Annotated in this window: 10 protein-coding genes; 7 read left to right on the top strand and 3 right to left on the bottom strand. The window is 31.3% G+C overall.

Translation table 11 applies throughout. The annotated features are described in order from the left end of the window. Positions 1-87: 87 nt before the first annotated feature. Positions 88-1,005, top strand: coding sequence for a M28 family peptidase (locus tag Q4Q39_RS07390; protein ID WP_303281764.1), 918 nt, complete (start codon positions 88-90; stop codon positions 1,003-1,005). Here the strand turns inward: Q4Q39_RS07390 and Q4Q39_RS07385 are convergent. After that, entirely contained in the window at positions 1,002-4,424 is a 3,423-nt protein-coding gene (locus Q4Q39_RS07385) for a DUF8818 domain-containing protein (protein WP_303281763.1), read from the bottom strand. The genes Q4Q39_RS07390 and Q4Q39_RS07385 overlap by 4 nt on opposite strands. Positions 4,425-4,679: 255 nt before the next feature. On the opposite strand from Q4Q39_RS07385, the gene Q4Q39_RS07380 reads away from it, so the two are divergent. The 3 genes from Q4Q39_RS07380 to Q4Q39_RS07370 all read left to right on the top strand — a co-directional run bounded on the left by Q4Q39_RS07380 (position 4,680) and on the right by Q4Q39_RS07370 (position 7,650). Next, positions 4,680-5,441, top strand: a complete 762-nt coding sequence (locus Q4Q39_RS07380; protein WP_303281762.1) for an exodeoxyribonuclease III — start codon at positions 4,680-4,682, stop codon at positions 5,439-5,441. 44 nt (positions 5,442-5,485) lie between these two features. Then, positions 5,486-6,445, top strand: coding sequence for an OmpA/MotB family protein (locus tag Q4Q39_RS07375; protein ID WP_303281761.1), 960 nt, complete (start codon positions 5,486-5,488; stop codon positions 6,443-6,445). Positions 6,446-6,618: 173 nt separating this feature from the next. Continuing rightward, entirely contained in the window at positions 6,619-7,650 is a 1,032-nt protein-coding gene (locus Q4Q39_RS07370; protein WP_303281760.1) for an NADP(H)-dependent aldo-keto reductase, read from the top strand. 154 nt (positions 7,651-7,804) lie between these two features. Here the strand turns inward: Q4Q39_RS07370 and Q4Q39_RS07365 are convergent, their stop codons facing one another. Beyond that, positions 7,805-9,349: an Rne/Rng family ribonuclease gene (locus tag Q4Q39_RS07365; protein ID WP_303281759.1), complete on the bottom strand. Its 1,545-nt coding sequence runs from the start codon at positions 9,347-9,349 to the stop codon at positions 7,805-7,807. Positions 9,350-9,753: 404 nt separating this feature from the next. Continuing rightward, positions 9,754-10,044 carry an HU family DNA-binding protein gene (locus tag Q4Q39_RS07360; protein WP_019386001.1) on the bottom strand — a complete coding sequence of 97 codons (291 nt, stop codon included), beginning with the start codon at positions 10,042-10,044 and terminating at the stop codon, positions 9,754-9,756. Between the two features lie 137 nt (positions 10,045-10,181). On the opposite strand from Q4Q39_RS07360, the gene mutY reads away from it, so the two are divergent. The 3 genes from mutY (at position 10,182) to Q4Q39_RS07345 (ending at position 13,186) form a co-directional block, all read left to right on the top strand. Beyond that, on the top strand, positions 10,182-11,222 hold the full coding sequence (gene mutY / locus Q4Q39_RS07355) for an A/G-specific adenine glycosylase (protein WP_303281758.1): 1,041 nt from the start codon (positions 10,182-10,184) through the stop codon (positions 11,220-11,222). A 180-nt stretch (positions 11,223-11,402) separates the two neighbouring features. Then, positions 11,403-11,855, top strand: coding sequence for a single-stranded DNA-binding protein (locus Q4Q39_RS07350; RefSeq protein ID WP_303281757.1), 453 nt, complete (start codon positions 11,403-11,405; stop codon positions 11,853-11,855). Between the two features lie 26 nt (positions 11,856-11,881). Beyond that, entirely contained in the window at positions 11,882-13,186 is a 1,305-nt protein-coding gene (locus Q4Q39_RS07345) for a gliding motility-associated protein GldE (RefSeq protein ID WP_303281756.1), read from the top strand. Positions 13,187-13,229 lie beyond the last annotated feature (43 nt).

The raw sequence follows: 13,229 nt of genomic DNA, 5'->3' as shown, positions 1-13,229 counted from the left end.
TATTTTAGTTATACATATCTTAAAATTTAAGAACCCAAGCTAATGCTTGGGTTTTTTTGTTTAGATTTAAGAAATTAAATCTAGTAGATGAAAATAAAATTGATAGCCCTATGTTTTCTTTATCACTTTATATGCATACATGTAAATTCACAAATATGTGAAAAAGAAGCTAGTTTCTTTTGTGAAGAATCTATGTTGAAACATTTAAAATCATTGTCATCTGATGCTTTTGAAGGAAGAAGAACAGGGACTAGAGGAGCCTTAAAGGCTAGAAAGTATATAATTAATCAGTTCTATTCGTTAAATGTTTTACCATTAGGAAAAAACTATGAGCAGCCCTTTTTGTTTGTAGAAAAGCGGAAACAATATAAAGCAATAAATATTTTAGGGCTTATAAAAGGAACTAAAAACCCTCATGAATACATAATTATTAGTGCTCATTATGATCATGAAGGCATTAAAAAAGGAGCCATTTATAATGGAGCCGATGATAATGCCTCTGGTTTGAGTGCATTATTTAGTTTTGGTGAGTATTTTAAAAATAATCCACCTAAACATTCTGTTATTTTAGCTGCGTTTGATGGCGAAGAATTAGGATTACAAGGGTCTAAATATTTTGTAAAAAATTCAATTATTCCATTAAAAAATATCAAAGTTAATATTAACATGGATATGATTGGTAGGAGTGAAAAAAACGAATTATTTGTTGTTGGAACGGAGCATAACAAAAAATTGAAATACGCTGTTAGCTATTGTCAACACTCTAAGAAAATTAAACTAATAGAAGGTCATAATGATAGTGATGCCTTAGAGAATTGGACCTATTCATCAGATCATATGAATTTTTATAAAAAAGGCATTCCCTTTTTATACTTTGGAGTAGAGGATCATAAAGATTATCACGAACCTACAGATGATTACGAAAATATTCATCCGAAATTCTATGTAGAAGCTGTAAATGTTATTGTCTCAGTTTTTAAAAAAATAGATACCTTAAAATTCTAGAAATAGGCTTTTAATTGAATAGACCCAGTATGGATGGTTTTGCTGGTTTCTGTTTTTCTTCCGAAATAACTTAAATTAAGGTCTAAGAAAGCAGTTAATTTTTTTTGGGCTAATAAGGACCATGTAAAGTTTTTACCAGGCTGTAACCCCTCTAGCATTTGATAAGCAACAGGAGTATTCGGATTTCCATTAAAAATATTTGAGAAATAATTAAACTCCCCATTTATAGCATTTTTTGAGCCGTTGGCTAAAGTAAAGGATACACCATATTTTTGTTGTTCTAAAGATTCTAGATTGCCTATCGTATTATTTTTGCTAGCGTACTGATAAAATATATCAAAACTTGAATTGTCATTAAATAAATAGGATAGTTTTGGGTTAAGTAACTCCTCTTCAAAATTATAATTTTTGCTAGCAAAGTTCTCGCTAATACTTTCATTATTGTTAAAAGATGAAAGCATATTTATTAACCAACTTTCAGCAATTTTATGGTTAAAATTAAGTTGATGACTTTTTAAACCGTTTTCAATAAAACCAACGGATAAAATATTTCTGGTTACATTATCAAGATAGGTATAAGACGTTGTATAACGTTGTTTTCCTCTATTAAAAAACAAAACATTTCTAAAATTCAATTGCAATCCTAATTGATTTTCTTTTTCATCTTTAAAAGGGTTGAGGTTAAAGTCATTGCCTTCTCGTCTTATTTTTCTATCAATTAAGTAACTGGTTTGATTATAAAAATGAGACCAGAATTTTTTGGATTTACTTTTGCTGACAGCCCATTGAGATGGATTGAATGTGATGGTTTGACTTAGCCTATTTTGATGTGTTTTTATAAAAACCCGATTGGGCAAAAGAACCCTTATGTATTTTCCTTGATCTTGAAATTGAGCAATTTCAAACTCTTCAAGTTCCTGAATACCATTTTCATTATAATCAATCCATGTATAAGTTCCTTGCCCTGCTTCAACTTCAACATAAGTAAAGTCTTGTTGAGGCAATGTCCCAGAATTGGTTTCAAAAATAGTATTCCATTGCACAATTTGTTTAAAAAGCTTTTGATTAAACTGTAATCTGGAGTTTATGGAACGTTCATCTTCAATATCACTATCTTCACTTTTCAAAGTTCTATAATTAGCATATAAAGACAAGTTTGTATTTTCATTTCTAACCAATCGCGAATCTAAATAGAATGTGTTGGAAGTATTTACTTTTTGTAATTCATTATTCCTTATACTATCATTAACCCGGTGTTTATAACCTATTTTGGCAAAGACTTTGGTGCTATCTCCAACTCCAATAAAGGCTTCATAGGATTTAAACTTTTGACTTAAAGGTGTTAGTGTTTGAGTAGAAATATCTTTTTGCTCATTATCTTCAATGGCTATCTTGGTTCCTAACCAACCTTTTTGCATATCATAAATAATACGATTATAAGACCTTAAAAAAGTTGAGGTATTAATACTAGAATTAGCATTTAAAAAACTAGAATGTGATGTTATATTAAACCTATTGAGGCGTAGATCTATATTAGTAACATGTCTATTGCCATTAAAGTTTTCGGAATAACCTAAATGCTCAAATTGATAGTTTATAGTCCCTTTATCCGGGTGAAAAACCCGAAAGCCTGAGTTTAGCAAAACCTGATCACCCAAGTTTATTACGGTTTGATTTCCAGAAGGTAATTCTAAATTCCAATCACGATTAAATTCGGCATTATATAAGCGTTCTATCGTTTTAAAATCCTCTTGAATATAATCTGTGTTAACAAAAGCGCTTACACTCCAAAGACTATCTTCTTTTATAAGTGTCTGTTCAATATTCAATTTTCCGGCAAAACCATCATTATCATCATCATTTAAACCTGAAAATAAGTTTAAATCATTTTTACTGCCTGCGACCTCAAAAGCGATACTGGTTTTCTCTGATGGATTATAGTTTCCGTTTATTACAGCAATTTGAAGCTTTGTTGGAGCTACCAATTGAACAATAGGCGCATAATTTCCTTGAGAAACACCAACAAATTCATAGATATTATTAATAGCCGTAGTATTACTTAAAATATAGTCACCTTGGTTAACTCCCACTTGCGTGAAAGTAACGCGATATAATTCATCATCTGGATTATTAGAAAAAACAAAAGCTTCAACACCTCCAATGAGTTCTTTTTTATATAAGATTCGATTCTCATTCAGAGCTTCTTGAATTTCAGAAGGCGCTACCATTAAACTTCTATCATCGCCAGCATTAGATAATATTTGAACCTGTTCTTCAGATAAGTTTTGTTGGAGTGGTTGATTTTTTGCATCATTTTCAGAATATACTGAAACACCTATTTTTAATTTGTCACTTTCATATCGTCCGCCTCCATAAGCTACAAAACGTGAATAATTACGTTCGCTAAATTGATAATCGACAGTAATTCTCATCTCAGAAGTTATAGGATATGTAGCATTAAATATAATTTCCCCCGCATTATAATCTATAATATAATCTTGATCTTCACCGCGTTTTACAGCAACACCATTTACATAGACCGTTTCACTGCCAGACACAATAAGCACAAATAACTCTCCGTTCTGTCCTTGTAATTTATAAGGGCCTTGATTCCCTTCTTGTGCCGTAAACTGGCTTCTTGTAAATTGCCCACGAACAATAGCGCCAGAAGCAAATAAATTTGTTTGAGAATCTTCATCGCCTAATCGAGCTTTAACAGATAAACCTTGAACACGTTTAGAAAAACTTGCAAAATAAGAATCGGTATTTATTAAATCAATATCACCAGCTCTAATATTCCAACGGTCACTAAATAGCTCAATAAAAACTTGATCAAATTCATCTAAACGTTGCGAATAACCGCTCTCTTGTAAAGGAATATTAGCGTCTTGTATAGATGCTCTAAGAGATACTTTATCATTTAGTTTTCCTGTTATTTGAAGATCTAATTCGCTGTTTAAAACCGAATTTTGATTGTTCCCAATAGTAACACCTCTCGAGATACTACCAGAAGTTGTTAAACCATCAAAAGGAGTGAAATTTTTAGAGGTATTTGGTTTCGATAATTTATATAGTTTTTTAAGATTATCATTGTTTTCAACAATAATATTTTCATCCAATTGTTGATAGGTTCTAGTTAAGAAATCGGGAAACCTTAGATAGTTTATAATAATGGAATCTGTTTCAATAGGCTTTTTAAAAATAAGAACTGCTTTCGCAAAATCGACAGCATAGAACGTTGAATCAATAATCGTATGATCTTTTCTTTTAATTGAAAACGAGTTGGAATTTATACTTACGCTATCTATACGAATGGAGTCTTTTACTGCAACCTTTATAGTTTTATAGTTTGAAGTCGGCTCTTGAGTAAATCCGCAAAAACCAATTAAAAATATAAGAATTGATGTAATAAATTTCATTATATACTTAAACTACAAATAGTTTAAAATATTTTGTTAATATAATTCGTTAAATCTGTTGCAATAACTAATATAACCCCTTTAAGGAAACTTAAAGATATCTTATAAGCTTGTCTTTCATGGTAAATGGGGAATCTAAATAAAAATTTATTTTTATTTGATAGCGTAAAAGTAACGTATTATTTATTTTAGCTAGATGAAATATGCATAATTAATGATTAGGCATCAAACAATTAAAACCTTAACCATATACAAATGAAAATTATATCATATAATGTAAACGGCATTCGAGCAGCAATAAATAAAGGTTTTGTAGATTGGTTAAAAAGTGCAAATCCAGATGTTATTTGCTTACAAGAAATAAAGGCATTAAAAGAACAGTTGGATTTAGATATTTTTGAGGAAGCTGGATATAAATATAACTATTGGTTTAGTGCTCAAAAAAAAGGATATAGCGGTGTAGCAATTTTAAGTAAAACAGAACCCAATCATATAGAATATGGTACGGGTATAGAATCAATGGATTTTGAAGGTAGAAATATACGTGCCGATTTTGACGGTGTATCTGTTATGAGTTTATATTTGCCATCTGGAACCAACGATGCACGTTTAAATCATAAGTTAGAGTACATGGATTTGTTTCAAGATTATATAAATAATCTAAAAAAAGAACGACCTCATCTAGTTATTTGTGGTGATTATAATATTTGTCATGAAGCGATTGATATTCATAATCCTAAAATGAAAGGGGTATCAGGGTTTTTACCCGTAGAGCGTGAGTGGATTGGGAGTTTTATAGATAGTGGATTTATAGACTCGTTTAGGTATTTAAATTCAGAAACCCAGCAATATAGTTGGTGGAGTTACCGAGCTAATGCTCGTGCTAATAACAAAGGGTGGCGATTAGATTATGCTATGGTAGCCCAACCATTACAAGAAAAAATAAAAAGAGCCGTTATACTATCTGAAGCAGTGCATAGTGACCATTGTCCAATTTTATTAGAAATGGATAATTAAAACATATTTTATAAATAAGTAAATAACAAATGAACCCAAACAGAATGATTAAAAAAACCTTATTAGTCGTATTAACCTTAACATTTTTAGTGTCTTGTGTGTCACCAAAAGTGTATAAAGATTTAGAAAACAAATATGCTGATTTAAAGGAAGAGAATCGAAAACTTTCTAATGAGAATGATGCACTTTTAAGTGCCAAGAATGCAGCGAAAAATGAATTGAAACAAATTCAAAAAGCCTATGATGAAGCTATTCAACAACGTGACAAGCTACAATCAGACTATAATGCTGCAAAATCTAATTATGATAATTTAAAAAATTCTTATGATGCCTTAGAAAAGAATAGTTCTAGTGCCATAGCTAGAAATTCTAAAAAAAATAGAGAATTATTAGCACAATTAGAAGCAAAAGAACAAGCATTGGCTGATGAAAATGCACGTTTAGCAAGACTTAAAAAGGAATTAGAAGACAGGTCTAACCGAGTAGCAGAATTAGAGAGTGTTATTGCTTCAAAAGATGCCGCGATGACACAATTAAAGAATGCTATTTCAAAAGCTTTAACAGATTTTGAAGGTAAAGGTTTAACTGTAGAGCAACGCGACGGAAAAGTATACGTATCTATGGAGAACAAACTATTATTTGGTTCTGGTAGCTGGGCAGTTGGTGTAGAAGGACGAAGAGCTGTGCAGCAATTAGGAAGTGTACTTGGAGACAATCCTGATATTGCAGTTTTAATAGAAGGACATACAGATAATGTGCCTTACAAAGGAAGTGGACAATTAAGTGGCAATTGGGATTTATCAACCAAACGTGCTACGGCTATTGTGAAAATTTTAAAAGAAAACACGTCTATAAATCCAGAAAATTTAACTGCAGCTGGTCGTGGTGAATTTGCACCTATTGCTACAAATACGACTGCTGAAGGAAAAGCAAAAAATAGACGTATTGAAGTGGTTTTAACACCAAAGTTAGACGAACTATCTAAATTATTAAACGAGAATTAATCATATTACATTCTTGCCTTTCGTCTTCGCTCAAGATAAACTAACTCATTAGGAATTCACTTAAAAAACCTTTCAGAATTATAAGATTCTGAAAGGTTTTTTATCTTTAACGACTAGTCAAAACAATCTAACCTGTTATTCCCATCTTAATGGGAATAATAAAAAACTTATAAATGAAATATACAACACTACCAAATACCAATATAAAAGTTAGTAAAATATGTTTAGGTTCTATGACCTGGGGAAACCAAAACACAGAAGCCGAAGGACATGCTCAAATGGATTATGCTATAGACCAAGGTATTAATTTTATAGATACTGCAGAATTGTATCCAGTGCCAGCAACTGCAGAAATGAGTGGGAGAACTAGTAACATAATTGGGACTTGGTTAAAGAAAACCAGACATAGAGATAAGGTTATTATCGCTTCTAAAATTGCAGGACCAGGAGATTATACAGCACATATTCGTACAACAGGATTCAGTCCAAATGCCATAAAAGAAGCTATAGACTTAGAGTTAAAAAGGTTGCAAACGGATTATATAGATTTGTACCAACTACATTGGCCAGAGCGAGACACAAATAGATTTGGAATTAGAAATTATGAGCATGACACCAATTGGAAAGACAATTTTAATGAAATTCTTCACAGTTTGGATACTTCTATAAAAGAAGGGAAAATAAGGAATATTGGTCTTTCTAATGAAAACTCATGGGGAACCATGCGTTATTTAGAAGAATCTAAAAAGCACGATTTACCTAGAGTAGTAACCATTCAAAATGCCTACTCTATGCTAACTAGGACATTTGAAACTGATTTAGCAGAAGTAGCTTTAAGGGAAAATGTAGGCTTGCTAGCATACTCTCCAATGGCATTTGGTGTGCTTTCAGGTAAATATGTTAAAGGAAATGCAGCAGATAATGCCAGACTTAAATTGTTTCCAAGATTTGCTAGGTATAGTGGGGAGAAAGCGGCCGAAGCGACTAAGCGGTACTTAAAAATAGCAGAAGATCATGGTTTAACCTTAGCACAAATGTCATTGGCGTTTGTTAATCAACAGCCTTTTGTTACCAGTACTATAATTGGAGCAACTAACTTAGAACAACTTAAAGAAAATATTGATAGTATTCATGTAAATTTGAGTGAAGAGGTATTGGATAAGATTAATGAAACACATTCAGTAATGCCTAACCCTGCACCTTAATAGGGGCTTGTAAAACACTAAAATTTTTATTGTTTTAGATGATAGTTTTTTCGAGAATAGATTGATTACAACAGATTTAATTTTGTAAGGGAATATAAAAAAATGTCATAAAAACAAAAACCCTCATACTCTTAAAAAGTATGGGGGTTTTTAATTATTTAATTTGATTACCATCTTTATCGAAAAAGTGGTATTCTAGATATGTGTAAGCATCTCTTGGTAAAACTTTAACCCATTTTTTGTGTTCAAAAAACCATTTTGAACGTATCGATGGAAAACCTTTTGTTAAAAAGGCTGCTATAAAAGGATGTGTGTTTAAAGTCAACTTTTTATAGTCTTTTTTTAATAGTAGTTCAAGATCTTGTGTTACTTTTTGCACCAGTCCAATTGGTGCTTCAACCTCAGAGCCATTTAAACCATTAGGATTTTCCTCTCTGGTTTTAATGTTCATTTCTGGGCGAACTCGTTGTCTTGTTATTTGTATCAATCCGAATTTACTAGGAGGCAATATTTTGTGTTTAGCTCTGTCATCCTTCATTTCATCGCGAAGGTGATTAAATAATTTTTGCCTGTTTTCAGCATTGGTCATATCGATAAAATCTACTACAATAATGCCGCCCATATCACGTAAACGCAATTGACGAGCCATTTCGGTAGCTGCTATTAGATTTACCTCTAATGCTGTATCCTCCTGGTTGTTGGCTTTGTTGGATCTGTTGCCGCTATTTACATCTATAACATGTAGTGCTTCGGTGTGTTCTACCACCAAATAAGCACCTTTAGCCATAGAAACGGTTTTACCAAAGGAAGTTTTTATTTGCCTTTCAATTCCAAATTTTTCGAAAATTGGAACTTTAGACTGATACAATTTAACTATTGATTCTTTTTTTGGTGCAATTTCTTGCACATAATCTTTAATTTGAATGTAAAGCTCTTCATCATCAACATGAATACTCGTAAAGGTGTCATTAAATATGTCTCGTAAAATAGACGAGGCCTTATTCATTTCTCCTAATACTTTACTTGGATGATGTGCTTTGTGTAGCTTTTTACACATTGCCGTCCAACGACTAAGCAAATTTTGTAAATCTTTATCTAGTTCTGCTACTTTTCTGCCTTGTGCTACGGTGCGTACAATAATACCGAAACCTGGTGGAGTTATACTCTTTACCAAGCGTTTTAGTCGGTCTTTTTCTTCTCTGTCTTCTATTTTTTGAGAAATAGAAATACGACTAGAAAAAGGAACTAAAACAATATATCTGCCAGCAATAGAAAGCTCTGAGCTTATTCTAGGGCCTTTTGTAGATATAGGTTCTTTAACTATTTGTACTAATAGCGATTGATTAGATTTTAAGGCGTCGACAATTTTGCCGTCTTTCTCAATATCTTTTTCAAATGGAAAGTCTTTTAAAGAAAAATCTTTTAATTTACCTGTGCTTACACGTTTTGTGAATTTTAAAAGTGAAGGTAGTTTTGGTCCTAAATCGTGATAATGCAAAAATGCATCTTTCTCGTAACCTACATTAACAAATGCAGCATTTAAACCAGGAACGGCTTTTCTTATTTTGGCTATAAACACATCACCAACAGAAAAGTCATTACTATCTTCATCCTTCTGTAATTCGATAAGTTTTCCATCTTTTAATAAGGCAAAATCAACATTGTCGGAACTAGATCGAATGATCAATTCTTTATCCATTTAGTTAATTTTTATCCATACAATTAAGTACAGATGGATTATACATTATTTCTACCTAACAATAAAAAAACATTATTTATTGTTGGATATTGTACCTTAAATTAATCTTAATAATTAAAGACTAACTTTTTATTAAGGTATTTCACAGGATTTTTGAATCCGTGGAGTTCATAAAACGCTAAAAGCGTTCGTTATTTATAATGAACTCATTTCAAAGAACTTGTTGTTTTTAAAACCAAAAGAAGTAGTTAGATTAACTACTTCTTTGATTTATTTTTTCTTTTTGTGACGGTTAGCACGTCTGCGTTTCTTACGCTTATGCGTTGCTACCTTATGTCTTTTACGTTTTTTACCACTTGGCATACATAGTGTCTTTTAAATTAATAATTATTTAGTTTAATATTTTATTTAACGTCTACATTGGTTTTAACACCTTCAACAAAAACTTTTGCTGGCTTAAATGCAGGGATGTTGTGAGCTGGTATCTTTATAGTTGTGTTCTTAGATATATTCCTACCCGTTTTTTCTGCTCTTGTTTTAATAATGAAGCTTCCAAAACCTCTTAAGTATACATTATCACCACTTTCTAAAGAAGTTTTTACTTCTTCCATAAATGTTTCAACAGTTGCTTGAACATCTCCTTTTTCAATTCCTAGTTTTTCAGAAATTTTTGCTACTAAATCAGCCTTCGTCATTTTAATATTTTATTTTTAGGTTACTATCAATTTCGAGGGATGCAAATATAGGAATTTAATATTCAATATTTCAAACCTAATTCATTAAAATTTAAGATTATAAACGTTTATTTTTGTGCACAGCATATATTGTATAAATGATATTTTCAGAAATTTTAATTCGCTGGTATTCAAATAATAAGAGAGCCCTTCCTTGGAGGCAAACTAAAGCTCCCTATTATATATGGCTATCAGAAATTATCTTACAGCAAACACAAATTAAACAAGGACTTCCTTATTATACGTCATTTACTGAAAAATTCCCTTCAGTTTTTGACCTTGCTAAGGCAGATGAAGAAGAAGTGCTTAAGCTATGGCAGGGACTTGGATATTACTCGCGAGCCAGAAATTTACATGCAACTGCCAAATACATTGCAGAAGAATTAAAAGGAAAGTTTCCTAATAATTATAAGGGATTATTAAAACTAAAAGGCATAGGAGATTATACGGCAAGTGCTATAGCATCTATTTGTTTTGATGAAGCTGCTGCAGTTGTAGATGGTAACGTATATAGGGTCTTATCGAGGTATTTTGGAATAGACACGCCTATAAATTCTTCAAAAGGAGCAAAAGAATTTAAAGCACTCGCACAAGAATTAATTGATAAAAAGAACCCAGCAGATTTTAATCAGGCAATTATGGAGTTTGGAGCCATGCAATGTAAGCCTCAAAATCCAGATTGTAATATTTGTCCTTATAATAAGGGATGTATTGCTTTCAACAAAAAGACCATAAATAATTTACCGGTTAAAATAAAATCTGCAAAGGCGAAAAAAAAGTACTTCAATTTTCTAGTGTTTATTTCTGAAGAAGGGAAGACTGTGTTGGAAAAACGAGAAGGAAAAGGTATTTGGCAAAACTTATATCAATTCCCTTTAATAGAGACCAATAAAAATATTGATGACCATACTTTAATGAAACAGATTAAAGAGCATGATTTAATTAAAGGTATGCCATTTGAATTATCACTATATAATAAAGATGTTGTCGTACATAAATTATCTCATCAACATTTATATACTAAGTTTTGGGTTGTAAATGTAAATAAGCTTTTGGTTGAAGGCATTCCAACAAATCAAATACATAATTATGCAGTACCAATTCTAATTGGGAATTTTATTGAAGCGTTTAATTTTTAAAGTAATCTTTTAAACGTAATACTGAAATATTGTTTCAATGAAATTGAAGTGTTTATTGATAATGATTTTTAGTAATTCTTTATTTTTGATTAGTTTAGATACAACAATCATATTTTTTTATTAATTTTAAAAAAATGCAGCGCAATATTGTAATTTTGCGTTTTAAAGTAAACAATAATTATGTCTGGAACATTAAATAAAGTCATGCTAATAGGGCATCTAGGAGATGAAGTTAAAATGCATTATTTTGAAGGTGGTGGTTGTGTTGGCAGGTTTCCTTTAGCAACAAACGAAACCTATACGAATAAACAAACTAACGAACGTGTTACAAACACAGAATGGCATAATATTGTTGTTAGAAACAAAGGCGCGGAGATATGCGAAAAATATTTAAGTAAAGGCGATAAGGTTTATATAGAAGGCAGGTTGAAAACGAGAAAATGGCAGGATGATAGTGGCAATGAGAGATACTCTACCGAAATACAGTGTAACGATTTTACGTTTCTTTCAACTAAAAAAGAGAGCGAAAATAATGCAGCAGCATCGAATAAACCTATTGCTCAAAAACCTGTTGAAGATCAGACATCAAAAAGTGAGCCTATTGAAGAGGAAAATGACGATCTTCCATTTTAATTTAAGTTAAACTAAAAAGATAGTACTTGGATCCTGACCCCTCGAGTTTTAAATCGTTATTTATTGCAATTGATTTTTCAGTTGTTACTGGTTTTGTATTACTGTTTTTACTTTTAGTTTGTTCTGCGCTTATTTCTGGAGCAGAAGTCGCTTTATTTTCCCTTAATAGAAAAGACATCGATGATGGTTTAGAAGAAAAATCCAAGCCCATTGAAATTATATCAAAATTATTAGAACGTCCCAAAAAATTGTTAGCCACTATATTAGTTGCGAATAACTTCATTAATATAGGTATTGTTATTTTGTTTGCCTTTTTAGGTGATTTTATGTTTGATACTATTACGAACCCACTAATTAAGTTTACTGTTGAGGTTATAGTAATTACATTCTTAATTTTATTATTCGGTGAAATTTTGCCTAAAATATATGCCAGTAGAAATAATTTGAAGTTTGCTTCCTTCATGGCTTATCCGTTACGTGTTTTAGATATTGTTTTATCGCCAGTAAGTATGCCCATGCGAAGTGTAACCTTGGCGATTCATAACAGACTAGGAAAACAAAAATCTAATTTAAGTGTAGACCAACTTTCTCAAGCTCTAGAATTAACAAGTGAAGAAGACACCACTAAAGAAGAGCATAAAATATTACAAGGTATTGTATCTTTTGGTAATACAGATACCAAACAAGTTATGCGACCCCGAATAGATATTTTTGCACTGAATATAGAACAAAAGTATGCAGAGATAATTCCCGAAATTATTTCTAACGGTTATTCTAGAATTCCTGTTTATGAGGATAATGTAGACACTATAAAAGGGATTCTTTACGTAAAGGATTTATTGCCTTATATAGATAGAAAACAGTTTGATTGGACTAGTTTAATACGAGACCCTTTTTTCGTGCCAGAAAATAAAAAATTAGATGATTTAATGGCCGAATTCCAAGAGAAAAAAGTCCATCTGGCTGTTGTTGTAGATGAATATGGAGGCACTTCAGGCTTGATTTCTTTAGAAGATATTATTGAAGAGATTGTGGGAGATATAAGTGATGAATTTGATGATGAAGACTTGATGTATTCTAAACTGGATGATAATAATTTTGTTTTTGAAGGGAAAACGGCTTTAAAAGATTTTTATAAAATTATTAAGGTTGAAGATGACACTATTTTTGAAGATAATAAAGGAGAAGCGGAAACCATAGCTGGTTTTGTATTAGAAATTTCCAAGAGCTTTCCGAAATTAAACAGCAAAATAAATTTTAAAAATTACGTTTTCATAATAGAAGCTTTAGATAAGAAACGAATTAAACTTGTAAAATTTACAATTACTTAACCTTTTTTATCAAAGACTAAATGCTACCACTGCAAACCGAATA

It is taken from the genome of Flavivirga amylovorans (assembly GCF_030540875.1).
In the GTDB taxonomy this organism is placed as follows: domain Bacteria; phylum Bacteroidota; class Bacteroidia; order Flavobacteriales; family Flavobacteriaceae; genus Flavivirga; species Flavivirga amylovorans.
This window is presented reverse-complemented; position numbering and strand designations above follow the sequence as displayed.

What these genes read in the sequence shown, in the direction of transcription:
- Q4Q39_RS07390 (WP_303281764.1), top strand. Translation starts at nt 88, where the DNA reads ATGAAAATAAAATTGATAGCCCTATGTTTTCTTTATCACTTTATATGC.
- Q4Q39_RS07385 (WP_303281763.1), bottom strand. Translation starts at nt 4,424, where the DNA reads ATGAAATTTATTACATCAATTCTTATATTTTTAATTGGTTTTTGCGGA.
- Q4Q39_RS07380 (WP_303281762.1), top strand. Translation starts at nt 4,680, where the DNA reads ATGAAAATTATATCATATAATGTAAACGGCATTCGAGCAGCAATAAAT.
- Q4Q39_RS07375 (WP_303281761.1), top strand. Translation starts at nt 5,486, where the DNA reads ATGATTAAAAAAACCTTATTAGTCGTATTAACCTTAACATTTTTAGTG.
- Q4Q39_RS07370 (WP_303281760.1), top strand. Translation starts at nt 6,619, where the DNA reads ATGAAATATACAACACTACCAAATACCAATATAAAAGTTAGTAAAATA.
- Q4Q39_RS07365 (WP_303281759.1), bottom strand. Translation starts at nt 9,349, where the DNA reads ATGGATAAAGAATTGATCATTCGATCTAGTTCCGACAATGTTGATTTT.
- Q4Q39_RS07360 (WP_019386001.1), bottom strand. Translation starts at nt 10,044, where the DNA reads ATGACGAAGGCTGATTTAGTAGCAAAAATTTCTGAAAAACTAGGAATT.
- mutY (WP_303281758.1), top strand. Translation starts at nt 10,182, where the DNA reads ATGATATTTTCAGAAATTTTAATTCGCTGGTATTCAAATAATAAGAGA.
- Q4Q39_RS07350 (WP_303281757.1), top strand. Translation starts at nt 11,403, where the DNA reads ATGTCTGGAACATTAAATAAAGTCATGCTAATAGGGCATCTAGGAGAT.